Annotated in this window: 22 protein-coding genes and 4 tRNA genes; 5 read left to right on the forward strand and 21 right to left on the reverse strand. The window is 35.5% G+C overall.

The genetic code is table 11. From position 1 onward, the window contains the following. Positions 1-218: integrase core domain-containing protein (locus GTR01_RS15290; RefSeq protein WP_160136654.1), on the forward strand; the 218-nt coding region annotated here is incomplete at its 5' end. A gap of 267 nt (positions 219-485) precedes the next feature. Further along, on the forward strand, positions 486-965 hold the full coding sequence (locus GTR01_RS15295; RefSeq protein ID WP_160138675.1) for a GNAT family N-acetyltransferase: 480 nt from the start codon (positions 486-488) through the stop codon (positions 963-965). A 203-nt stretch (positions 966-1,168) separates the two neighbouring features. Here GTR01_RS15295 and GTR01_RS15300 read toward each other — a convergent pair whose 3' ends face one another. Then, complete coding sequence (locus GTR01_RS15300; protein ID WP_160138676.1) at positions 1,169-1,618, reverse strand: hypothetical protein; 450 nt, start codon at positions 1,616-1,618, stop codon at positions 1,169-1,171. A 168-nt stretch (positions 1,619-1,786) separates the two neighbouring features. Here GTR01_RS15300 and GTR01_RS15305 point away from each other — a divergent pair, with 168 nt between their 5' ends. Further along, positions 1,787-2,074 (forward strand): molybdenum ABC transporter permease, encoded by a 288-nt coding sequence (locus tag GTR01_RS15305; RefSeq protein WP_160138677.1) that lies wholly within the window; start codon positions 1,787-1,789, stop codon positions 2,072-2,074. Positions 2,075-2,223: 149 nt separating this feature from the next. Here the strand turns inward: GTR01_RS15305 and GTR01_RS15310 are convergent. The 7 genes from GTR01_RS15310 to GTR01_RS15340 form a co-directional block, all read right to left on the reverse strand. Further along, positions 2,224-2,296 (reverse strand) — tRNA-Lys (locus GTR01_RS15310). A gap of 271 nt (positions 2,297-2,567) precedes the next feature. After that, positions 2,568-3,269: a DAPG hydrolase family protein gene (locus GTR01_RS15315; protein ID WP_228452253.1), complete on the reverse strand. Its 702-nt coding sequence runs from the start codon at positions 3,267-3,269 to the stop codon at positions 2,568-2,570. Positions 3,270-3,527: 258 nt separating this feature from the next. Then, positions 3,528-4,328: a helix-turn-helix domain-containing protein gene (locus GTR01_RS15320; protein ID WP_160138678.1), complete on the reverse strand. Its 801-nt coding sequence runs from the start codon at positions 4,326-4,328 to the stop codon at positions 3,528-3,530. Positions 4,329-4,496: 168 nt separating this feature from the next. Further along, positions 4,497-5,615: a hypothetical protein gene (locus GTR01_RS15325; RefSeq protein ID WP_160138679.1), complete on the reverse strand. Its 1,119-nt coding sequence runs from the start codon at positions 5,613-5,615 to the stop codon at positions 4,497-4,499. Positions 5,616-5,805: 190 nt separating this feature from the next. After that, positions 5,806-5,878, reverse strand: a tRNA-Lys gene (locus GTR01_RS15330). 65 nt (positions 5,879-5,943) lie between these two features. Beyond that, positions 5,944-6,016 (reverse strand) — tRNA-Lys (locus tag GTR01_RS15335). Between the two features lie 68 nt (positions 6,017-6,084). Further along, positions 6,085-6,157 (reverse strand) — tRNA-Lys (locus GTR01_RS15340). Between the two features lie 385 nt (positions 6,158-6,542). Between GTR01_RS15340 and GTR01_RS15345 the strand changes: the two genes are divergently transcribed. Further along, the gene (locus GTR01_RS15345; RefSeq protein WP_160138680.1) at positions 6,543-7,577 is read left to right on the forward strand and encodes a S66 peptidase family protein; all 1,035 of its coding nucleotides are present in this window, start codon (positions 6,543-6,545) and stop codon (positions 7,575-7,577) included. A 149-nt stretch (positions 7,578-7,726) separates the two neighbouring features. Here the strand turns inward: GTR01_RS15345 and GTR01_RS15350 are convergent, their stop codons facing one another. The 5 genes from GTR01_RS15350 to GTR01_RS15370 form a co-directional block, all read right to left on the reverse strand. After that, positions 7,727-8,356: a DJ-1/PfpI family protein gene (locus tag GTR01_RS15350; RefSeq protein ID WP_160138681.1), complete on the reverse strand. Its 630-nt coding sequence runs from the start codon at positions 8,354-8,356 to the stop codon at positions 7,727-7,729. Positions 8,357-8,450: 94 nt separating this feature from the next. Next, on the reverse strand, positions 8,451-9,452 hold the full coding sequence (locus GTR01_RS15355) for a GlxA family transcriptional regulator (protein ID WP_160138682.1): 1,002 nt from the start codon (positions 9,450-9,452) through the stop codon (positions 8,451-8,453). 180 nt (positions 9,453-9,632) lie between these two features. After that, a complete protein-coding gene (locus GTR01_RS15360) occupies positions 9,633-11,225 on the reverse strand; it encodes a beta-carotene 15,15'-monooxygenase (protein WP_160138683.1) in 1,593 nt (530 codons plus the stop codon). After that, positions 11,225-12,283 carry an HlyD family secretion protein gene (locus tag GTR01_RS15365; RefSeq protein ID WP_160138684.1) on the reverse strand — a complete coding sequence of 353 codons (1,059 nt, stop codon included), beginning with the start codon at positions 12,281-12,283 and terminating at the stop codon, positions 11,225-11,227. Before GTR01_RS15365 ends, GTR01_RS15360 begins: the two co-directional genes overlap by 1 nt. 4 nt (positions 12,284-12,287) lie before the next feature. Then, positions 12,288-13,610 carry a TolC family protein gene (locus tag GTR01_RS15370; RefSeq protein ID WP_160138685.1) on the reverse strand — a complete coding sequence of 441 codons (1,323 nt, stop codon included), beginning with the start codon at positions 13,608-13,610 and terminating at the stop codon, positions 12,288-12,290. 132 nt (positions 13,611-13,742) lie between these two features. On the opposite strand from GTR01_RS15370, the gene GTR01_RS15375 reads away from it, so the two are divergent. Continuing rightward, positions 13,743-14,540, forward strand: coding sequence for a helix-turn-helix transcriptional regulator (locus tag GTR01_RS15375; protein WP_160138686.1), 798 nt, complete (start codon positions 13,743-13,745; stop codon positions 14,538-14,540). 276 nt (positions 14,541-14,816) lie between these two features. On the opposite strand, the gene GTR01_RS15380 is transcribed toward GTR01_RS15375, so the two are convergent. The 8 genes from GTR01_RS15380 to GTR01_RS15415 form a co-directional block, all read right to left on the reverse strand. Continuing rightward, positions 14,817-18,302 carry a DUF2723 domain-containing protein gene (locus GTR01_RS15380; RefSeq protein ID WP_160138687.1) on the reverse strand — a complete coding sequence of 1,162 codons (3,486 nt, stop codon included), beginning with the start codon at positions 18,300-18,302 and terminating at the stop codon, positions 14,817-14,819. 213 nt (positions 18,303-18,515) lie between these two features. Next, positions 18,516-19,304, reverse strand: coding sequence for an SDR family oxidoreductase (locus GTR01_RS15385; protein ID WP_160138688.1), 789 nt, complete (start codon positions 19,302-19,304; stop codon positions 18,516-18,518). A gap of 91 nt (positions 19,305-19,395) precedes the next feature. Next, on the reverse strand, positions 19,396-19,785 hold the full coding sequence (locus tag GTR01_RS15390) for a RidA family protein (protein WP_160138689.1): 390 nt from the start codon (positions 19,783-19,785) through the stop codon (positions 19,396-19,398). Positions 19,786-19,890: 105 nt separating this feature from the next. Continuing rightward, positions 19,891-20,454, reverse strand: coding sequence for a Crp/Fnr family transcriptional regulator (locus GTR01_RS15395; RefSeq protein ID WP_160138690.1), 564 nt, complete (start codon positions 20,452-20,454; stop codon positions 19,891-19,893). A gap of 312 nt (positions 20,455-20,766) precedes the next feature. Continuing rightward, positions 20,767-21,357: a hypothetical protein gene (locus tag GTR01_RS15400; RefSeq protein WP_160138691.1), complete on the reverse strand. Its 591-nt coding sequence runs from the start codon at positions 21,355-21,357 to the stop codon at positions 20,767-20,769. Positions 21,358-21,451: 94 nt separating this feature from the next. Continuing rightward, positions 21,452-21,940, reverse strand: a complete 489-nt coding sequence (locus tag GTR01_RS15405) for an SMI1/KNR4 family protein (RefSeq protein ID WP_160138692.1) — start codon at positions 21,938-21,940, stop codon at positions 21,452-21,454. 2 nt (positions 21,941-21,942) lie between these two features. Beyond that, a complete protein-coding gene (locus tag GTR01_RS15410; protein WP_160138693.1) occupies positions 21,943-22,482 on the reverse strand; it encodes a hypothetical protein in 540 nt (179 codons plus the stop codon). A gap of 71 nt (positions 22,483-22,553) precedes the next feature. Beyond that, the gene (locus GTR01_RS15415) at positions 22,554-23,141 is read right to left on the reverse strand and encodes a TlpA family protein disulfide reductase (protein ID WP_160138694.1); all 588 of its coding nucleotides are present in this window, start codon (positions 23,139-23,141) and stop codon (positions 22,554-22,556) included. Positions 23,142-23,411 lie beyond the last annotated feature (270 nt).

Here is a 23,411-nt window from a genome sequence, read left to right on the forward strand (position 1 = left end):
ATCAAAATGCGCTAGCAGAAAGGGTTAATGGAATATTGAAACAAGAATTCCTTTTTTCTAAAACAAAGAATATTCAAGATCTAAACTTATTAGTAAAAGAAAGTATTTATCTTTATAATACTAAAAGACCACATTTAAGTCTTAATATGGAAACGCCAGATAAAGTGCATAAAAAATCCGAAGAAATAAAATATCTCTCCGGATTAAATATTGTTTAATTTATGTCAACCTATTTTAGGACGACTCAATATTTCAAATTTTGATTTTATTTTTTGATTAAAAATCAGACCTTCCCCAAGGTTGTAAGATTAAAATAAGTATTTTCTTCTTTACAATAAGACTCTCTGAAATCACATTTGTTACATTTTGTACTTCTATTTAAGTTCCTTAATTTGATTCTTTTTTCTTTTCAATAAAAACAAACCTTCTGTCTTTCTATGTTTCGAAGAATTAATTATAAATTTATGATCACAAAAAAAATAATCTTGAATATTGAATATCGAAAATTGGTTCCTTATGAAAGCAAAATGTATCGGGAAATTCGTTTGGAAAGTCTTCTACAATTTCCAGACTCTTTTGAAACCAATTATGAAGAAGCTGTGAACACAGAGAAACTCAGAATGGAAATTGATATTGAAAATCAAAATCCTAAAAAATCAGTTTGGGGTGCTTTTGCTGATCAAAAACTGGTCGGTCTTTGTGCTTTTGTTATTGATGACAATAATATGGGAAATATTTATCAGATGTATGTAAAGAAAGACTTTCAGGGGAAAAATATTGGCTCAGAATTAATACAAAGCGCCATCCAAGAAGGCAAAGAAAAATTCAATATTGCAGAAGTCTCTTTGGAAGTTGCTTCTAAAAATCATTCTGCCTATTCTCTATATAAAAAGAATGGATTTGAAGAAACGAATTGTGAGAGCAATGAAACTTCAGAGATCCTTGTTATGAAATATACACTGTAAAAAAACAAAAAAGAACTACTAAAACAGTAGTTCTTTGTATTTGTGCCCATTAAACGTGTTTCGATTATACTTCGCTTTCAGAAGAACAGCAATCTTTCTTTGGCTATTTTGGCAACGAAAGTTCAATGAGTTTTGAGTTTATATCTAAGAAGAAATCTGAATAGGATTATGTGTTAAAAATGACCGGGATATTTACTCCGGCTTTAGAATTTACTCCAATCGATTCTATTAGCGCCAACCTGAATTTTAATTGCATTTAAAAAAAGACTTTTCTTCTCTCGCAGTAAAAATGCTTCAACAACAAAAAAAGGGGCAAATAACACGCCCTCCGGCGCATGCCCTTCGATGACTGGAAATCCATAATATGCAGGATTATTTTCTTTATCTAAACAGCAAATCCATTTGCCTCCAAATTCTTTTCTTACTAGTTCTCCCAGATAAGCAGCAACATCAGTATAATGATCGATATCAACAGCAATATTGGTTTTACTACTATATGTTTCCAAATCATTTAAACTATTTAAACTCATATCAAGCTTTAAATTTTCATTCTCAGCTTTTGATCGCAAATTTTCAATGTAGCCATCGATATTTAAAAGAAATTTTTGAAACTTTTCTTCTAATTCTATAGGTGTTAAATTATCTATATTCATAATAAAATTTCCAATATGAATTTAAAGAATTTTCGGTTTAATGTATTAGTATGTTTCAAACTATTTACCAACAAACTGTTCACTCAGAATTTGTCTTGGCACATTTAAATATATCATCACATCATTATTATTTTTTTTAAATTTATACAACACAAAAAAAACACAACTATGGATTATACAGCACTTATTATGGGACTTTTCTTCTTTATTATTGGTATTGCCCTACGCTACTGGATTAATAGAAGAAAATTCAATCGACGTAATTCTTCCGGTTTGGAGGGTTTCTCCAATTATGAACGAGCTACTGCCACAAGGTTTCTTGAAAGGATCGGTAAGCTGATTGCTTATGTATGTATTGCGGTTGGTTTATTATTTTTACTAATGTTCTGGCAGGATAAAAAGAGATTGGACAAAGAAGCACAGAAAAATATAGAAATGCAAAAACCTCATAAATAATCTTATTACCTGGTTTTTCTCGAAAACTGAAATTCAACGAAACGGCTTTTCAAATACCGAAGATAAATTCTGTACTACAATCTATATTATTGATAAATAGTATAAAAAAACAAAAAAAGAACTACTAAAACAGTAGTTCTTTTTGATTGTGACCCGGCTGGGATTCGAACCCAGGACCCATACATTAAAAGTGTATTGCTCTACCAGCTGAGCTACCGAGTCGGCCACTTACTTTTTCAAGTAAATCTCTTTGTTTAAGAGGTTGCAAAGATATGAAAATATCCTTTAAATACAAGTTTTATTAGGCTTTTTATCTAAAAAAATAGTCTCTCTTTTATGCAAACAATTCATCTCATTTCTTAAGACAAACAAACAATACCGCACAAAAACCTGACCTATAATTATTTACAAAAAACACGATATGAAAAATCTTCATACCGCATTTTAATAATCCTATCAAAAAAATTCATTCTTTACCTTCATGCAAGCTTTTCTACCAAAGAAATGGTGCTTTATCCCCTTGTTTGTTTTTAGCATAGTAAAGGGAAGGAAGCACATTAGAGAGATAAGTAAATTCACTATAACAATGCTCCATCAATCCAAGTCCCACTTCATCTGACAGCTTATTTTCACTATCTGCTACTACAGCACCAAGATAAAAATGACTCCTCAATGTACAGCCTTGTACCGTATCTCTTACTACATGGAACATATAACCGTCAATAGGATCTCCATTAGCATCCATTGGAGTATCTTTTCCAAAACCAATTCTTGCATACACCACAGCACTTACAGATCCATCAGCATAGGCTTGCTTTAAAATATCAACATCAAAGATCTCTGCAGGATCGTGGAATTTTATGATAGCTGATACAGGAGGTATATCACCCAACGACTCTGTAGCCCGGATAGTTGCCCCAATATAATTCTCATTTTTAATCCATTGACTATCCCAGCCCCCATGTTCTACATGATCATGAGGATGCCAGAGTTTAAGGTCTTCGGTTGTTTCAAAATACTTAAACCACCAATCCAACATTTTTCCTTTACAATGATGCAAAACGTTCCTCATAGAAATATGAAGCATTCCGTTCTCTAATCTTCTGATTCCTGCTTCTAGCGCAATGGGTTTAGGAGATAAAAGCGCATTAATATCCCTGAACATTTGTTCTTCTGTTTCCTTTGTAGGTTTCATACGTGATATTTTAATTACATTATTTGATCTTACAACCTGCAACCTGCCTAGGCTAAAGTATAGTTTACCTTCTTTCACTGCCTTTGTATGATCTTGCAGATTGTTATACAAATGTAGATCAGCTGAACTCGCTGATTATTGTATTATTTTCTAATCCAACAGTACAATTTGGAAATCAAAGGTCAACAGATCACCAACATTAGGCATCTTGGTTGTAAAACGTAAAAATGTATTTAAAAAAGAAGCACACTATTGTATTTATAAACAAGCATTCTTTTTCTTGAAATCCTCCGGAGTATTCCCGGTTTGTTTTTTATAGAATCGGGAAAAATAGGCAGGATCATCAAAGCTAAGGTCAAATGCAATCTCTTTGATCGTTAATTCTCCGGAAATCAGCATTCTTTCTGCTTCCACAACAACTCTTTCATGCAGGAGCTGAGTAAGTGTTTTATTCATTTTTTCCTTCAGAATCTGATTGATTCTCTTTTCACTGATTCCCATTTTTGAAGCATAGAATTCTGCTTTGCGTTCAGTTTTATAATAATCATCCATCAGCATAATAAACTGATATACTCTTTTTTGATGGAGATCCTGGTTTAAAAAATAATGTTGGCAGGTACGAATCAGATTTAGCAGAAAGGCTTTCAATAGTGATTTTAAAAGCAAATAACTCCCCATTGGATTTTGATACTCTTTCTCAATCAATATTCTAAGGTATTGAAGTGTTTCTACAACGTCATCCTCCAAATGAAGACTGGTATATTGTCCGTGTATATTGAACAGATTAAAAACATCAAGCGCAAATTCCTTATCATCCTCTTCCAGATATTCCCTTTTAAAGGCTATGACACAACCTTTCTTTTTTTCAAAACTTATTTTTTCTGAACGGTATAACGGAATTAAATACATAGAGTCTCCATCATTAATTTCCGGATCATTTTTGAACCAAATAATTTCAAAAAAACCAGATCGCTGAGGATTCTGCATATAACTATCCCGGCAATGTTGGAGGTCAAAAAAAATAAACTTTGATGGATCGATCTGGTGAATGAATTTCATATTCCTGACTCAATTGTAGTGTCCTACAAATATACGTGACTATTAGATGGGAATACAATAAAAAAAGAACCACTGAGACAGTAGTTCTTTTTGATTGTGACCCCAATGGAGCGCTTTTCGAACACTTTTATAGAAGAACTGGGAAAAACTTGCTGAACTTGAACATATTTAAACTGATACATTATTAAAAGGATAACCATCCGGAACATTCAATAGCACTGCAATAGAATTCGTTATTTCCAAATCTATTGGAAATTTTGCAAATTGATTATGCCTGAAAACATGGTTAGCTGTAGTCGTTAAATTAGCCGTATTTGCATTGGTAACATAAACACCTGAAACCCTTGTTGCTCTTGGATTGTGCTTTGAACCAAAAAATCCGTTTCCCGAAAATCTTGATTTTTCATCACGGTTGTTTGGATCTTCACTCCATGAACTCTCCCACGATCCGTACAATGCCTCCTGTACTTCTATTACATCAAAAGATACGCTTTGCTTGTTAACACAAATAATATAAGGTGCGTTTAAATGTCCATATTTACTGGCTTTGGTTTCTAAAGCACTGATAATATTCTCACTATCGTTGCCGATTTGTTTTACAGATGGAAATATAGCAACAGCCCGAGAATCCGTCCCTCTTTGCAAAGGGGATTTGGGAAGTAACTGTACTTCTATCGTAATCTTGTCATCGTCATAAATTATCGTAGGCATAGCTCCATATCCATTCTTCATTAAATCTCCGTTGTACTTATCTGGATCAATCTCGGCAAGAGCTTTATTAAAAAAATTAATCATCCTATTTCCACTTGGCTGACTACTCTCCTTAAAAACAATGCTGTTTAATTTTAAAAGAAAATTAGACGCATTTACTTTATTTATAGCATCCAGCACAGCATTTTCTCTTCTTTGTAAAGATTGCTCATTTTGTGTAAGCATCATAATATACTTTACCTCAATGTAAATTTTTTCTTCACCCTTTGTAGCCAGATAATCCGGACATTTTTTAACATCGGGCAATTCAGGATGGATACTTAATGTATAACCCATTTGCTGGAAAAGAATGTAAATATAAAGTTCATAAAAAGCCGGATTAAAAGCAGCTTGAAAACGTGATTTCAAATCCTGTTTTTCTTCTTTCGGATACCGGGCAAACCACTGTTCAAGAAGTACACGCATATTCCCAATTTCCGGCCGGGCACTGTCATTGTAATAAGTATAAAGGTCGCCGTTATGTTGCATTGGACCTTCCAGTGTTCTTGTCTTATCATCAAATATTGTGATGTTCATAATAAGTTTTAGTTGCTTCTATTTTTTTTAAATATACAACCATTCTTTATCTACTTTTGATGGTTTCCCGTAAGAAAGGCTGATTCCATTTTCTATAGACAAAACACAGCAAAAATCAACTTAAAATGATCACATTATAAAATAATACAAACGAAAAAAGAACCACTGAGACAGTAGTTCTTTTTGATTGTGACCCGGCTGGGATTCGAACCCAGGACCCATACATTAAAAGTGTATTGCTCTACCAGCTGAGCTACCGAGTCGGCCACTTACTTTTCCAAGTAAATATTTTTTAAGTGAAAACTACTGAAACAGCAGTTTTTGATTGTGACCCGGCTGGGATTCGAACCCAGGACCCATACATTAAAAGTGTATTGCTCTACCAGCTGAGCTACCGAGTCGGCCACTTACTTTTTCAAGTAAATATTTTTTAAATGAAAACTACTGAAACAGCAGTTTTTTTTGATTGTGACCCGGCTGGGATTCGAACCCAGGACCCATACATTAAAAGTGTATTGCTCTACCAGCTGAGCTACCGAGTCGGCCACTTACTTTTTTAAGTAAATCCCTTTGTTTAAGGGACTGCAAAGATAGGAAAATCTCCTTTAAAGCCAAGTTTTTTTAGACTTTTTTATCATAAAATTTCATGAATAATCAGCAAACATCTGTTTATAAATCAATTATGCTAATTATTTTTTTTACAAAAAATTTCAATTTAGCTGAGTCCTCAGAAAATATTTTGATCCTCTGCCATTGTAAAGGCTCTGATGAGAGTTATTTTGCGTGTTTTTCAATGTTTACCATTGGATTTTTGGCAAAGATGTTTTATTTTTGAAAAAAGTGGTTTTAAAAAGCCATCATTTGATTTATTTCTTCAGCGATTAAATCATTATTAATCAAATCATTCTGTTTTACAGCTCAATATTTATGAAATTAATTACTCCCAAAAGATTAGTCGATGGTGATAAAGTAGCAAGCATTTCTATGTCATGGGGTGCAGCCGGTGATCTACCCTACCGATATTTAAAAGGCAAAGAACGACTGAATCAGATCTTTAATCTAGAAGTTACAGAAACCAGGCACGCCTTACAATCAGCAGAATGGATCTATAATAACCCTGAAGCCAGGGCCAATGATCTTATGGAAGCCTTTTCTGACCCATCTATCAAAGCCATTATTTCAAATATTGGTGGTGATGATAGCATCCGGATGTTGAAGTATATTGATTTAGATATCATTAAAAATAATCCTAAAATATTTCTAGGGTTTTCAGATAGTACTATTACTCATTTTATCTGCCTCAAAGCAGGTTTAAGTTCATTCTATGGAACTTCACTGCTGGTTGGTTTTGCAGAAAATGGAGCCATGCATGAGTACCAGATCAACGATATCAAACGAACCTTGTTCTCTCCTTCTGTGATTGGTCAGATTCATCCAAACCCGGAAGGCTGGACTACTGAATTTCTGGATTGGTTTGATATTTCTCTACAGGATGTTAAAAGAAAATTAACGCCGCCATCTGGATGGCGATTTATCAGAGGAAATTCTATTGTTCAAGGATCTTTGATCGGTGGTTGTATGGAAGTTTTAGAAATGCTCAAAGGAACCGACTATTGGCCGGATCCGGAAATATGGAAAGACAGCATTCTGTTTTTTGAAACCTCTGAAGGCAAACCACATCCTGATTATGTCAGATATTGGCTTCGGAATTATGCAGCAACAGGAATTCTGAAAAACGCGAAAGGAATTATTTTCGGAAGACCTTATGATAATCTTTATGCTGAAGAATATGAAACAGAAATACTAAAGGTTCTGGATGAAGAAGGCCTATACGATATGCCGGTTATTACCCAAATGGATTTTGGTCATACCTGCCCTACTTTCACCCTTCCTTATGGAAAGTTGGCAGAAATCAACTGTATACATAAAACGTTTTCCATTCTGGAAAGCGGAGTTCTGTAAAGTATTATATTAAAAAAAGGTTCGGCGGGCCTTTGGCCCGCCGAATCCTACAAATAATACATCTGTACAATGAATATTTATATTGTTTCACATATCATACAGATCCATCATTTTATAAATACTTGTAGTTTACATTATTTGTATATCTCTTAGTTTTTAGAAGACTGTTGATATTCAAAAAGTTCCGCAATCGTATCTACCAGGTTTTGTCCGTGGTGTTTTCCCACAAGGTAAAGCGCGGCATCTATTCCTGCTGTTATTCCTGCTGTAGTAATCAATTGTCCCTGATCTACAAACCGAACATCTCTTCTCACAATACTTTCCGGGTTATGTTGTTCCAGGGCATCCAGCAACATAGAATGGGTGGTAATTTCCTTATGATTCAAAATTCCTGTTTTAGATAAATGCATGCTTCCTGTACAAACTGTAAAAACAATCGTTCCGTTTTGATACAGATCTTTAATCCATTGCATTACTGTATTCTGGAAATCCTGATCCTGTAAGTATTCCATCACATAATCAGGATTGGCTCCCGGAATGACAATCATATCCGGTCTTGGAGCTGTTTGTATATCATAGGTAGGAATAATGGCCATGGTATTAGCTTCCATGCATACAGCATCTTTCATTTTCCCGACAGTATAACAATGATAGCTTCCTGCAGAGATAAGATTCGCTTTGATAAAAACATCCAGTGGGCCATTCAGATCAAGAGCTTCTACCTGATCATAAATTAAAAATGCTACATTCATTGTCTTGTTATTTTGTTGTTGATTCATAATGATATTCTAAAAATTAATAGTTTAAATAGGGATATAGTTTTCCTTGCCGACAATTGATTATCAGCTTTAACGGATCAAAAAGTAAAAAGAGTTATTCGGTTCCCGTACAGTTTTTACGGTATTGTACCGGAGAAATTGAAAGATATTTTAAAAATAACCGACGAAGAGAAACTGCATTTCCAAAGCCACATTTTCCAGCAATCATTTCGATGCTCATCTCTGTGTATTCCAACATATTTTTAGCCTGATCCAGTCTCATTTTTTCAAGAAACCGACCTGGAGTCATTCCTGATTCCTTCAAAAATACTCTGGAGAAATTACGAACACTCATGTGTACAGATTCGGCCATAAATTCTATACTGATAGCCTGTCCTAATTTGTCTTTAAGCAAATCTCTGATTTCCTTTGTGAATGGCGATAGCATTTCATAATCAGAAATAGCATTTCCGAACTGAGATTGTACTCCTGGTCTTTTCAAGTGTAATACGAGATGTTTAGCCACTTCCGAAGCCATGGGTTTTCCGAAATCCTCTTCCAATAACGCCAAAGCCAGATCTATTCCCGAAGACACTCCTCCTGAAGTATAAATTCCTTGATCATGAATAAAAAATGGATTAACATTTACCTCCAGATCAGGATAAGTCCGTTGCAGTATATTGGCATATTTCCAATGGGTTGTAACTTGTTTTCCCTTTAGCAATCCGGCTTTAGCTAAAACGAAAGCCCCCACACAAACTGATCCTATGCGCCTTACCTTTCCCGTCATATTTTGCAGATAGGAATAAAGGTCTGCATTGATCTCATGTAAGGTTTCAAGGTCTGTACCTGCTACCAACAGGGTATCTATCGGAAAATCTGCATCGTAAATAGTATGTGTACATGGCAAGGGAATTCCCGAACTTGAATATATTATTTTATTGGCGGTACCGGATATCAAGTGAATCTGATATTTCAAACCGGCTTTATCATCCGGCAAAAAGAGATTGGCTCCTGTAAATACATCACACGGACCCGCAACATCCAACAATTGAACCTGTGGTAAGACCAAAAGTGCTATATGTTTTATTCCTGATTGTTTTCCTGCATTTTCCATGTCTCAATTTGTATGATACAAAGGTACAGAGAATGCCAGATGGCTGCAATGACAAAAAAGGAACAGTTTCAGCCATCTTTATTTTTAATTTCATCACCTAAAAAAGAGACTGCCTTAAAAGACAGTCTCAGCACTCTCACTATAAAATTAGCTAATAAGCTATACTTTTAAATTAAAAAATTATGCAGGCGATAATCTGCGTGATTTTAAATAAAGGGCAGTACGATTCAGATAGGGAAATAAGATGATTAGTAGTAATGCTCCGGCTAAAAGCCATACCATCATTTCGTAATAATCCATCGCAAAACGGACATGATCCTGAACATTAAGCCTTCCTACCAACAATTTATTGGAGGCCTTTACCGCATGATCTTCAAGCATTCCCTTAGCGGTAAGTTTAGCAGTTTGTTTATGTAGAAAGTCCTTTACAAAAGGATCTACCGCTGTAACATGATCCTGAAAAGCATTGTAGTGACGACTTTTTTCAAAGAGTTCAAAAAAATTAATCAATGCAATACTGGCACAAAACCCAAAATAACGGATAGCTAAAGCAGTTGCCGCTGCTGATGGCCCAATAGAAGCAGGAACTGATGATATGATATAAATAATTGTCGGAACCATAATCAGCCCTACCCCCAATCCCTGAAGAAATAAAGGAATATAATAATTGAATTCATCTGCTTGTACATCAAAGGAATAATACATCAAAGCATGAAATAAAAGCAACATCAGAAAACCCGGCACCCAGATATATTGTATTTTCTTTTTCTGTAAAACCATACAACAGGCTATGATAACCCCAATAATTAATCCGGAAAGATTAAATATATTGATGTAAGAGATATAAAATGGATCCAGATGCAGTTCTGTCGCAAAAAAACTGTTTGTAATTCCTGAGGCAAAGCGACAAATATACATAACGAAAAGAATCAATAACCCTATTTTAAAATTTCTGTATTTGAAAATCCTAAGGTCTATATAAGGTCTTTTAATTGAATTCTGACGGAAAACCGATATCCCAATCAATGCAATGATAGCCATTACACTTCCCAAAATCCGGTTATCTTCCAGCCAATAATATTCCTGTCCGAAAATGGTTATATAACCCACCAGCACCAAAATCGTACTGAAAACCGCAAAACTTTGCCAGTCTAATTTATACAAATGAAACCGCACATTGGGTCTGTAATTCGTCATGGATAATGTCAGAAAAATAAGCCCCGGCAAATATGAAAAGATCGCCGTTTTATACACGATATTAAAATTATAGGAATCTATAAGATTAGCTGTAATCAGGTTATTAAAAGGTAATGCACAAATCAGGATTCCAAAAAACACGGAAAAACTGATCTCTCTTCCCCTTTCACTACTCAGTCGTGTAAAAATCAACGTCAATGAAAGGTTGACATTCCCGGCAAACAACATTCCCTGTATAAAACGTATGGGAAAAAGAACATACACTTCACGGGTGAAATAACATATAAGACAGGCTAGAATCTGTAAGGTGGTAAATAAAAGAAAATACTCCTTAGCTGCCAGAAAACTAAAAAACCTCCTTTCAAGGCAATAAAACCCAACATATCCTGCATAGAATAATGCTACTGAAAACTGTATATCTGCAGGTTCACTCCCATAATACCCTGCTGCTGCATTAATATTGGTCAGTGGGAGAAAAAAAATGATAATTCCCGGTAAAGTCATGGAAAAAAGAATAATTTTCACCAGCCATTCCGGTGCCCATTTTTTAAAAAAGGGCATTTGTCTTTTAGCCATTAGGAATGCTTTTTATTAGCATATACATTTACGTTCATTCCCATTTTGAGAATATCGATTTCTCTTCTTTTTCCTTCTACTTTAATTCTTACAGGAATACGTTGAACAATTTTCACATAGTTTCCGGTAGAGTTATCAGGAGGCAGTAAAGAAAAACTGGAACCTGTTGCTGGTGACAATGAAATAATGGTTCCTTTAAATTCTTTATCAGGGTAAGAATCTGCAACAATTTTCACCTGATCTCCAATTTTCATATCCTTGATCTGGGTTTCTTTATAATTAGCCACCACCCATTTATCCGTTTCATTATTCACGATGAAAGCTAATGTTTCTCCAGCATCAATCATTTGTCCAACCTCAACGGTTCTTCTTCCCATTCTTCCATCATACGAAGCCACTACAGCGGTATAACTTACATCTAGCTTATGACGATCCAATAAAGCTTCCAATCTTGCAATTTCAGCTTGCACAACGGTTTTTTCAGCCTGAATATCACCGATTTTTGATACGGAAGCAGCATAATTGTCCTGTGACGTTTTATAGTCACTTTCGTTCACGTCCAGTGTTGCTTTTACATCTTCCAGTCTCTGTTTGGTAGCAGATTCTTCATCATAAAGTTTTTTATAACGATTGTAATCAAGTTGTTGTTTCCAGACCTTTGCCTTATTAGCATCTACCTGAGCTTGCGCAGCAGCGGCTTCTTTCTCTGTAGTTCCGGTGGTACTTTGCAGCACTTTTAGTTGTGCACGGGCTTTCTGAAGAGCAGCCTGCGTTTGTTTTTGCTGAAGAACATATTCACGATTATCAATCAATAAAAGGGTATCTCCTTTTTTTACTTCCTGGTTTTCCTCAAATTTTACAGCCACAATAAACCCGCCTGCTCTTGAAATAACCGGGTTTACATATTCCTGAACCTGGGCATCATTGGTTTGCTCATATCTGTAATAATTTTTAAGAGTAAAACCGCCCCAGACAGCAAGTGCGGCAACGATTAAAACTGAAATCCATCCTGTGATCTTTGTGATCAATCTGTCGGTAGGGGTATATTTTTTTTTCATTGTATTATAAAACGCCTGTAATATTTTGTAGTAAATAATAATTGTTCTGTGCCATGATTTTCGCTGCTTCCAATTCAAATTTTGTCTGAAGCAACTGGATATCCGCATCCAAAAGTTCTGTAATAAGGGAGGTTTGATTGAAGTAAGTATTTTTGATAATACGTGCATTTTCCTTGGCCTGGGCAACATTGGTTTCTGCAACTTTAATCTGTTCAAGAGCTTCCTGATATCTTAAATAAGCTTCTTTTACCTGTTGTCTTACCTTATCTTCAGTATCTTTATGCACCTCCTCTTCTTTTTCAAATTCCAGTTTAGCGGCTTTTACTTTATTGGTATTGTGATACAATTCGGAAATAGAAAACGAGGCTTTAAGTCCCACGATTCCCAATGAATACCAATTAGGATTATAAGGGTAAAGGAAAATCTGCGGATTAGCATAATAAAATTCGCCATACATCCCAACTTTAGGGAGTATATTGGCTTTTACCTGCTTCAATTTCAGTTTACTTAACTCTGTTCCCTGCTCAGAAACATGATAGTCAAATGAATGCTCCATCGCCAGTTTCAGATATTCTGCATAAGTTGTATTGGCATCCCATTGTACAGAAGGAGCTTCTGGGATCACAATCTGCTCATCAGGAACTCCCAAAAGAATGTTCAGTTTCTGCATCGCGATCAGAATATCATTTTGAATGGTCACCAAGGTCATCTTACGTTTTGAAAGTTCAAGCTCGATTCTCAAAACATCACTTTTTAGTACTACTCCGTTTTTATATAAAGATTTGATTTCTTTAAGCTGTACTTCCTGATCTTTAATATCTTGCTGAATAAGATCTCTGAAAATATATGTTTTCTGAAGTTCCAGATAAAGAGCTGCTGTTTTGTAATGGATATCGGAAACGGCCTGTTCTTTCTGAATTTCTTTTACCTTTTGTAAGGTTTCGTTTTCCTTGATCTTTAAATTGAGTTTATTTCCGTTATAAATGTTCAGATAAAAATCGGCTCCTACTCTGTAAAGGGTGTGGATAACCTCGTGTTGGGTAGGTTTGGAAAATATTCCGTTTTCATAAATTGGGATATTCGAGGCTTTTTCTACGGATCCTTTAAATTGTATTTCTGGAAGTCGCTCTCTTTTGGTGTCTTTTACTTCCGTTTCGGCAATGTCTACATTGATGGTATTGATTTTAATATGACGGCTGTTTTCTTCAGCTCTTTGCCATGCGTCTTTTAGGGAGATCCGCATGGTATCATTTCGTGGACTGCCTGTCTGAGCCGATATTGTGTAGGAAGCTCCTAGCATCAGCAGTCCGGTGACATAAATTTTCATTTGAATTTTTCGAATTATTGCACTGCAAATTTATTGGCAATCCTGATATTATTTTTATCTAAAATAGTCAAGTTTTACATGATTCCGGCCAAATTATTATATTTGCATTTTCAACAGTATTTTAGTTTTAATATGGGATTAATCGCAGCGCTTCCGGACATCGATAAACACGACAAAAGTGTATTCGTTATGCATGAAAAATCAGAGAAACTGATTCCTTTCCATAAACACACCAAAGGACAATTGAGTTATGTAGAAGGCGGTATTGCTTATATTACTATCGAAAACAGAACCTATGTGGTACCTGCCCGACACTTCTTCTGGATTCCTCAGGGAATGGAGCATATTTTAGAGATCGGCCATACCGCTACTGTTCTGCGTTCCCTTTATTTTTATGCGCATGACGATGTTTCGGATCCTTTTTACAGCAGGCTGGGCATCTATCCTGCGTCAGAACTTTTAATCCAGATGATCAAATATACAGAGATTTGGGATGAAAAACATGTGACTGATAAGGATGAAAACTTTGAGTTCCTGATTGCTTTAAAAAAAATTCTACCTAAAACGCATAAACAACCCTTGCCTATTATTCTACCTGCCACTCATAATAAGCAGATGATGAAAATAGTTTCTTACCTGGAATGGAATATGGGAGAAAAATTAACTCTTACCAATGTAAGTGACAGATTTGGGTTGAGTGAGCGCTCTATATCACGTCTCTTTAAAGCAGATATGGATATTTCTTTTCTTCAGTATCTGAAAACGTTAAGGATTATCAAAGCCATAGAACTTCTTTTAAATACGGATAAGCCTATTAATGAGATCGCGAATGATGTTGGCTATAGTTCAATCAGCGCTTTTAGTGATACGTTTCATGAGTTTACGCAATCGCGGCCTTCGGATCTTAGGAAAAGCAGTAAGGCTTTTTAATGTACTTATGAGGATATCCGAAAATCATTCTATAACAATGTTGATTGGGTATTCATTTAGAGAAAAATATACAGTCTTCCAACTATAATCTTATTAAATGGCTGGCTTACCTTCAGTTTACTTATATAAAAAGCCCTTAAACATTCTGTTCAAAGGCTTTTAAAAACATTAAGCAGACAGGATTCAGAATTGTACAAGGCAAAATCAAAAGATTTTAAAACGAAACTATAAAAACAAAATCCTTTTTCTGAAAGGCCTGCCTGATCTTAATGAGTATTATTGTGTAGCTTTAATAATCGCTGTAGTGATCTGCTCTTCCTTCTTCTTTGCATAAGTAGAATCAAAAGGTTCCATAGCATTGAATAAGTACTGATAAAAAGGAGCTATCTGCTGAACTTTTTCAGATTCCTTTGTTGCTTTTTCTTTATCCATTTGCTGAAGCCTACTGATAAAAGCATTGAACTTTTGATCTATTGGTTCCACTGATTTCAGAAGATAAGCCTGAGCTTTTTCATTCTGTCCCAATTTTCTATAGGCATCTGCCACTGCTGAAACCACAAGCGCATATTCCATAGGTTTAGATCTCATCTGTCTTTTGGCTGCTGCCTGGAATTTAGGAGATAGACTCAGATAATAGTCATATTCAGAAAATATATCTTTCTTCAGGTTTCCAGCCAACTGAAGCCCTTTTTGTTCCTGGCCTGCAATAATATAAGCAGTAACAATCGAGCTCAATGAACGGGGATCATTGTATTTTTCAGCTGGAATTTCCTTCGTTACAATGTTCAGCAATTCTGAAGCTTTTGCTTTCTCTCCATTCGCCATCAATGCAGAAACCGCTCTGCTCACAGACATCCTGTAGTTCATAATATCGGATATAACGGTCTCATCATAATAGACACTAAGATCTTTGAAGTTGCCCCATTTGTAATTTTTTACTACGTTATAAAGAGAATTCGCATCTACTCTGCCTTTATCTCCATCCGGACTTTGAAGAGTACGAATAGGAACCAATTTGTAGCTAAAACCATCAAACTGAAGATAATCATCAAGGTAAAAGATATTTTCGCTGTCATACATTCCTCCTGAAGAAAAGTTGATCGTACGTTTCCAGTCGAAATTAGCAAGTATATCCAGCATTATAAGATGACTTTTATAAAGGGTATTCGCTCCATAGCTGATCATAATGTGATCCACAGCATTCGGAAGATCAGCCTGACTAATGATACCAGACTTTACAGCATTCTCCTTATTCACCGGAAGAATGAATTTATTTACCGGGATAATATTATATTTTTCATATTCTTTCTCACCGAAATACATTTTCAGGAGTTCGTCTTTTGCAGGAGATTTATATTTCAGAAACCTAATAGCATCTTTTACAGTCATTGAATCCTGAGTCAGGAACTTTCTGAATTCCTGAAATTCTGTTTCAGGAGCTCCCTGATCTTTTAACATCGCAAAAAATCCTTCCCAATCTTCTTTTTTCATCAGATATACCTGATCATTTACTCCATCCCGGTAATCTTCATGTTTTAATTCACCTGGAATTCCCATTGCATTGTAAGTTCTTCTTTTTACCTGATCAATATTCCATGGAGTGGCCAACATTGTGAAATTCACTGTTTTTACATCATCCCTGAATCTTTCTGTTTCCTGAAGACCCCAAACCGGATACGTATCATTATCGGCATAGGTAAAAACAATACCATTTTTAGGCAATGATGCCAGGAGAGAATAGGCTGAATCATGAGCAGCGGATTTCTTGCTGCGGTCATGTGGAACATAATTCTGAAAGCCCATCATGAAAGGAATTCCCAGCAGGACTACACCAAGTACAATATTGACCGTATCAGATTTTATTTTGGATTGAATAAACCATAAAATACTTCCGGCTCCCAACCCGATCCAAATGGCAAAAGCATAAAACGACCCTACCATTGCATAATCTCTTTCTCTTGGTTCAAAAGGTTTTACACCTGTATAGAAAACAATTCCAATACTGGTAATAACAAACAGTGAAAGAATGGCATAGAATCTTCCAAAGTCTCTGTTCAGCTGGAAAAAGAAACCGATTAGACCTAAGATAAGCGGTAGAAAAAAGAATTTCACGGTACTTTCATTGTTAAACTTAGCTGGCATATTATCCTGCTTACCCAATAAAGCACTGTCTATAAAAGAGAACCCGGAGATCCAGTTTCCATGGGTATTTTCGAGATGTCCCTCTAAATCATTCTGTCTTCCCACAAAGTTCCACATCAGGTATCTTACAAAATAATACCCATTCTGAAAGGTGATAAAATAATCCATATTCTGAGCAAAAGAAGGTCTTTGTACATTGATAAGATCATAAGGTTTCACCTTCATATAATCGTCTACCGTAATAGAATCATCTTCATATTTAGCTCTCAATTCATCAAAGATCTGCTTAGCCTGCGGATTATCTGCTACATCTTCATTCTCATTATTGAATGTAAAGTCCGGAGCGCCATACAGTGAAATATAATTCGCCATCACATCTTTATCTTCACTGAACATTCTCGGCATAAAGCTTATATGGGCTTTATTATAAACATAGTTAAACCTTTCTCCTGTTTTTCTGTAGGTCTGGGTCTTCTCATCCTTTTCATAAATATCCCCGGTAACTTTTCTTTTATAACTTCCGTCTTCATTTTTTTCCAGTCCTTTTCTATCAAGAGCTGCCGTATAATTTTGTCCGTAGGTCGTTGGCCAGTCTCCGTATTGTTCTCTGTTATAATAATCCTTCATTCCGATGGCTGTATCAGGATTGTTAAGATTCATAGGCGGATTAGCATTCGCTCTGATCGGAATGACCATCCAGCATGAAAAACCTATTATCATATATACAACAGATAAAACAATGGTCTGGTAGATGTTTCTTTTTGCTTTTCTGGCATATTTAATCATGAAATAAGAGATCGCTGTCATTACAATAAAAGCGACAACAGTTCCGGAATGAAAAGGAAGTCCCAACCCATTCACAAAGAAAATCTCCAGTTGCCCAAACATCGTCATAATCAATGGGAAAATAATTTTAAAGACAAATGCCAGAACACCCAATGTGATAAGATTGGCAACAATAAAACTCTTCCATGTAAACGTATATTTTCTCGCATAATATATCAGACATACTGCCGGAATAGCCAGCATACACATCATGTGTACTCCTACGGAAAGTCCTAGAATAAAGAAAATAAGAATAATCCATCTTTCATTGTCTGCAGCTTTATATTCGTTTTCCCATTTGGTAATCAGCCAGATCAGCAACGCAATAAACAGCGAAGCCATTGAATATACTTCTCCTTCTACCGCTGAAAACCAGAATGTATCTGAAAATGTAAAACACAGGGCTCCAATAGCTCCTGCAAACAGAATTGAAATCTCCTGATGCCTTGTAATTTCTTCGAAATTTTTATTGAGAAGTCTTCTTAAGAAATGAGTAATCGTCCAGAACAGGAACAAAATAGTCAATGCACTGAAAAGTGCTGACATGGCATTAATCACTATTGAATAATTCGCAGTATTTCCCAATGCAAAAATTCCGGCTACAGCTCCTACAATCTGAAATAAAGCGGCTCCCGGAGCATGGGTAACTTCAAGCTTAGTAGCAGAAGCAATATATTCTCCGCAATCCCAGAAACTCAGAAAATGCTCCATCGTGGAGAAATAAGTAATCAATGCAATAGTGAAAAGGAACCATCCCAGTACGGTGTTCCATTTTTTAAAAGACCAGTTTCTCATATTATATTTTTCAATATTAATATGACAACTGGGAGGAAAGAGATATTACATCACTCTGTGATTTTTTTCAAATTTGGAAATAGTGCTGGAAAATGCAAGCAAAGAAATTGAAATTATTGAAATACAAACTATAGTTCAATTATTTAAATGACTTCTATTAAGTAGTAAGCCAAATAGTAGCTTCCAGCCTCCAATTATATCAACTTCTCCTTTTTAATACGTATTATTCAATCCTCCATCCAAAGGAATACTCGCTCCGGTAAGATAAGAGGAATATTCTGAAGCAAGAAAAGCTACCAGATGACCATACTCTTCCGGTTTTCCAAATCTTTTCATCGGAATTTTATTTTCTCGGTTTTTTCTGATGTCTTCCTCAGAAATACCTGACTGCTGAGATTCATGGTTCACGAGCTTTTTAATACGTTCGGTATCAAAATATCCTGTTAAAACATTATTGACTGTAATATGATGCTGCGCCACTTCGTTGGATAAAGTCTTTGCCCATGCCACTACTGCTGACCGTATGGAATTTGAAAGGGCAAGATTCCCAATAGGTTCTTTTACAGAAAGTGAAGAAACATTAATGATACGACCATTTTTTTGTTCAATCATATAAGGTAAAGCCAGTAAAGTGGTTTCGCAGACTGTTTTAAACAAAAGATCAAAAGCTTTCTGATAATCCGATACAGTTTTATCAACGGCAAGCCCAGGTTCCGGGCCATTGGTATTGTTCACCAAAATATCGGTGGAATGTGTACTAAAATATTTTGTAATGATTTGTTGGTAGCTTTCAAAATCTGAAAAATCAGCCACAAGATATTCATGTTTCTGATCTGAGTTTACTTTTGGTAATCTTGCTACGAAGTCTTGAAGTTTTGTTTCGTTGCGAGCCATGATCGTAACATTGGCACCACATTTGGCCAGCTCAACAGCGATTCCGGCTCCTATTCCCTGTGTAGCTCCTCCTACGAGTGCATTTTTTGAAGAAAGTTGAATATTCATATCCTTTATATCATTACAAATTAGCTTATATAAAGGTAAGAAAAAACCTCCAAAACAATTGGAGGTTAGGTTTTAAAAACTGTTCTGAAGATTATCTAACGACTGTAGCTTCCAGTTCCACTTTTAAGGTTTCAAATAGGCCATTGACCTCCAGCATGGTAACCGCCTGTTCTATAGAATGCAAAGCAATCCACTCTTGGAGAATAGGAAAATGAGGCCATAGCTCCTGAGTTGAAGTGGTATAAATATTTAATCTTACGATTCCATTACACGCATAACCTGCTGTTGTGATGACTTCTTCAAGATTTGCTATTGCCTGTTCCAGTTGGCTTTTCATATCTTTATTACTTGAGGTTCCGTCAGGATCAATAGCTGCCTGTCCTGAGCAATATAAAGTACTTTCTACATTCTTTACCTCTACGGCTTGTGAATAGCTTCTCTCATGTTGCCATGTCCACGGGTTGATGATTCTTTTTTCCATTGTTTTTGCAGAATTTTATGTATCTGTTACTTGGCAAAATTGCAGAATAAAGACCTCAGAGCTCCGTGATTACGATCACGATTATAAAGTGACGGATATCACAGTTTATAACGGCAAACGACTTAGTGTTTCTCGGGAAACTCCTAGATAAGCAGCAAGTAATGATTTTGGAACACGCTGTACCAGAGACGGATATTTTTCTAATAATTGTTCGTAGCGTTCTTTTATTCCTGTTGTCATTGTGGAAAGAATCCGTTGTTGTGCTGAAATAAATCCCATATAGGCTTTTTCCAGAAAGAAGTGTTCCATTTTAGGATGAGTACTGCAAATTTTCCTGTAGTCTTCAAGAGTCAGGCATAATACTTCAGTATCTTCTTCACATTCTAATGACATGGTTGCCTTTTGGTTCTGATAAAAAGCTGCAAAATCGGTTTCCCACCAATCTTCCATCGCAAACCCTACGATATGCTCTTTTCCGGATTCATCAGTGTAAACCAACTTTAAAAGCCCTTTCAACACAAAATAATTGTAGGGTACTAATTCTCCTTCTTGCAGTAAGAATTGATGTTTCTTATACTTTCTATAGGTAAAACAGGAAGATATATCCTCGAACTCTTCATCACTGAGAGGAAGAATCTTTTCGATATGAGTTCTTAACCGATCCGGCATATTCTATTTCTTAGAAGTATAAAAGTACTGTTTTTTCATGAAGGAGATCACAACCAACATCTGTATATTAGTGGTAAATACATTGTAATGGATACTGGTCAATATTTTAACATACTGATTAACAAATACCCTATTCTATTGACTCAGCCTGATAAAGACCGTTGGACTCCTTTATATTTAAACCAACTTATTACATCTTTGAAATAACTCATTATGATCATCAATAAAAAAGCCTGCAATTTTGATCTACAGGCTTTCATCATTATATCAATTACTTCTATTTAATTTTTTGATATTCTCCTAACATACGATTTATGTATTACGTTCCATACAGACATAGGAAGAGTTCTTTTTATCGTAGAATACTTCTATAAAAGGTTCATCCTGTAATCCGATCTGGAACAGGAATTCCAAATCTTCATTCCATTGCATGGGTGTATCATCTTCCGGCCAGGTCATTGCCCAACCGCCCTGATAGGCAAAAATCCCATCATTGGAATAAATAGGGTGAGAATCCATCCAGATATCAGTATATTCATCTAAAGCAAAAGCCAGCAGGCTGAAAAGATCATTCTTATCACCATCATTTTCAGTGATCCATTGCTGAACCTCTTCATCTCCATAGTGCATTAATGTCTCAAATGGCGGATAAATTACTGTTTCTTTGTCTGTTAAAGCGGTATAACTGTTCAGGTCAATAGACTCTATATTAATCGGTACGAAATTAAACTCATCCTGTTCTTCTATTAACCCCATCCATTGATCCGAGTATTTTACCAGAAAACGAAGTGGTTTATCTTCATTAATGTAAGCTGTTTTTCCATCCTGATCATTAGCCAAAACGAATAATTTGGCTTTACGGATTAGTGGCTGAGCCTTTTCCTTCAGTTGATCTATATTCATAAGTAGTGAAAATGGTATTAAATAATTTTCTTTCGATTCAAAAGTAGATATTTTATTGAGCTATACAGCCTAAAAGCTCTTATTTCAGCTGAAGTTAAGTTATAAAAGGATAATTTTCAGCCAGCTTAGGATGAATAGCATTCAACGCATCATAAAACCCTTCTCTCACTGACTCTGAAATATCTTCATGTTCACTAAAATACGCATCCAACTGCTGAATAACGTACGCCATCTGCAGCCATTGCTCAAAATGAATGTTCATAGGTTGTAACTTTTCATCGTAATCATGATCATAAAAAAATATGGCATGCTCTTTATCCATCAACCAATGATCTCCTTGCCCGTTTCCTGCAAAACACCAATGATCTGTTGATACAAATTCTTTATTATTATTGAATGCTTCCACGGCGCTGTATAAAATAGTTTCCGTAGAAATTTCCGTTGTTTTTATCAAAGTAACCAGTTTCTTATAGCATTCAGGAAAGGGAAAATCAACTGTTTTGGGAAAGTTTTGTACATTTCCTTCCTCTTTGAGAATCTCAAGTTTTATTTCTTCAATGGGCACTATTTTAAATAAAATCATGGCTAGGCTTTGTCTGAAGTTTGTAACTTAAATTCAATATTCAAATGGTTGCTTTTCACCAGATCTACAAAGGCCTGAGTAACCAATTTAATCCCTTTATTTTCATCCTGAACAGCATATTTTGCATCCAATAAAAGCGGGCCTTCAAATGTAAACCCCATTCCTTCAAAGTCTTTTACAATAGGAGCTGATTTCAGAAATAAAGCAGCATATACTGGGATCAATTGCCCTTTCAGCAGACATGGAATAAACTCAACCTCATCCTGAAGTTCGGTTTTTAAAGCTGCAACGGCCTTCTCAGAAAATAAATCACCAACACCTCCGGTATAACAGGTGTAAATATCATATTCTTTCAAAAAATCATCCAGATTCAGCTGATACTGATCTGTAAATTCTTCTTTAATGGGAATACAATTATTAGCGATCGGAATATCCCGACATTCAGGAAGTTTAAATTTATCAAAAATATTTCCTTTTTTATCAATCACTGAGAAATAGTAATCTTCTTTAGGGTGAAAGGAAAACAAAGTATATAATTTCATATTTTACTATTGGTTATCAATCACATAAACAATCACCTGGCTGTTCAGAATGTTTATTTTATGGCTGTGATCTATTTCAGTAATGAATCTATTTGTTCGTAAAAAGAAGCTTTGCTGTAATCTGCTACTCCGGTATGATGAAGCCGAATTGCTCCTTTTTTATCCAGTACCACAGTTGTAGGAAGTGAACCGTTATAAAGTGCTTCCGGAATACTGGCTGCAGGGGTTATGAAAGGAATGGTAAATCCTTTTCTCTTTAAATAATTTTTTCCCAACGCAACATTATCATCCAGATTTATTGTAAGAAATACCATATCCGGATGAGATTTATATTGATCATAAAATTTCTGAACAGAAGGAAACTCCGCACGGCATGGAGGGCACCAAGATGCCCAAAAGTTGATAAAGACCACTTTACCTTTCCATTGAGAAGGATCAATAAGAGTTCCATTTTCATTCTTTACCATCAAACCTGTGTAAGCTACTGCATTTTCCGATTTATCTACAGATTTAGAAATACTCGAATTGAGAATTCCGGTAGAGGCTACTTGCCTCATCAGCCAAGCTTTGGCATCAGGATTTACCAATACGATGATCAGTACAACCATCATAATGGTTGTAGATCCATGAGCCTTTATCCATTTTTTTACATTTTCCATACTTTTAATCTGATCAACATACTCAGCAAAAATAGAATTTTTATAGTTTTTGTAGCCATAGAATACGAACCATCGTCTCTATTTTCGCAAATTAAAAGAAAAAAATAGAACAATTACTCTAATTCACTACTATGCTTCACATAAGTTATATTATATTTGTTCTGAAATTATCTGAATGAGGATCAAAACAATGAAACTGGAAATTAATTTATTCAATAACAGCTCTTTGTCTGTAACTAATTCCCTATTCTTTCAACTAATCAACAGGCA

The organism is Chryseobacterium sp. c4a (assembly GCF_009900745.1).
Lineage (GTDB): Bacteria > Bacteroidota > Bacteroidia > Flavobacteriales > Weeksellaceae > Chryseobacterium.

Coding starts and splice junctions, on each gene's coding strand:
- GTR01_RS15300 (WP_160138676.1), bottom strand. CDS start 1,618: ATGAATATAGATAATTTAACACCTATAGAATTAGAAGAAAAGTTTCAA.
- GTR01_RS15305 (WP_160138677.1), top strand. CDS start 1,787: ATGGATTATACAGCACTTATTATGGGACTTTTCTTCTTTATTATTGGT.
- GTR01_RS15315 (WP_228452253.1), bottom strand. CDS start 3,269: ATGAAACCTACAAAGGAAACAGAAGAACAAATGTTCAGGGATATTAAT.
- GTR01_RS15320 (WP_160138678.1), bottom strand. CDS start 4,328: ATGAAATTCATTCACCAGATCGATCCATCAAAGTTTATTTTTTTTGAC.
- GTR01_RS15325 (WP_160138679.1), bottom strand. CDS start 5,615: ATGAACATCACAATATTTGATGATAAGACAAGAACACTGGAAGGTCCA.
- GTR01_RS15345 (WP_160138680.1), top strand. CDS start 6,543: ATGAAATTAATTACTCCCAAAAGATTAGTCGATGGTGATAAAGTAGCA.
- GTR01_RS15350 (WP_160138681.1), bottom strand. CDS start 8,356: ATGAATCAACAACAAAATAACAAGACAATGAATGTAGCATTTTTAATT.
- GTR01_RS15355 (WP_160138682.1), bottom strand. CDS start 9,452: ATGGAAAATGCAGGAAAACAATCAGGAATAAAACATATAGCACTTTTG.
- GTR01_RS15360 (WP_160138683.1), bottom strand. CDS start 11,225: ATGGCTAAAAGACAAATGCCCTTTTTTAAAAAATGGGCACCGGAATGG.
- GTR01_RS15365 (WP_160138684.1), bottom strand. CDS start 12,283: ATGAAAAAAAAATATACCCCTACCGACAGATTGATCACAAAGATCACA.
- GTR01_RS15370 (WP_160138685.1), bottom strand. CDS start 13,610: ATGAAAATTTATGTCACCGGACTGCTGATGCTAGGAGCTTCCTACACA.
- GTR01_RS15375 (WP_160138686.1), top strand. CDS start 13,743: ATGGGATTAATCGCAGCGCTTCCGGACATCGATAAACACGACAAAAGT.
- GTR01_RS15380 (WP_160138687.1), bottom strand. CDS start 18,302: ATGAGAAACTGGTCTTTTAAAAAATGGAACACCGTACTGGGATGGTTC.
- GTR01_RS15385 (WP_160138688.1), bottom strand. CDS start 19,304: ATGAATATTCAACTTTCTTCAAAAAATGCACTCGTAGGAGGAGCTACA.
- GTR01_RS15390 (WP_160138689.1), bottom strand. CDS start 19,785: ATGGAAAAAAGAATCATCAACCCGTGGACATGGCAACATGAGAGAAGC.
- GTR01_RS15395 (WP_160138690.1), bottom strand. CDS start 20,454: ATGCCGGATCGGTTAAGAACTCATATCGAAAAGATTCTTCCTCTCAGT.
- GTR01_RS15400 (WP_160138691.1), bottom strand. CDS start 21,357: ATGAATATAGATCAACTGAAGGAAAAGGCTCAGCCACTAATCCGTAAA.
- GTR01_RS15405 (WP_160138692.1), bottom strand. CDS start 21,940: ATGATTTTATTTAAAATAGTGCCCATTGAAGAAATAAAACTTGAGATT.
- GTR01_RS15410 (WP_160138693.1), bottom strand. CDS start 22,482: ATGAAATTATATACTTTGTTTTCCTTTCACCCTAAAGAAGATTACTAT.
- GTR01_RS15415 (WP_160138694.1), bottom strand. CDS start 23,141: ATGGAAAATGTAAAAAAATGGATAAAGGCTCATGGATCTACAACCATT.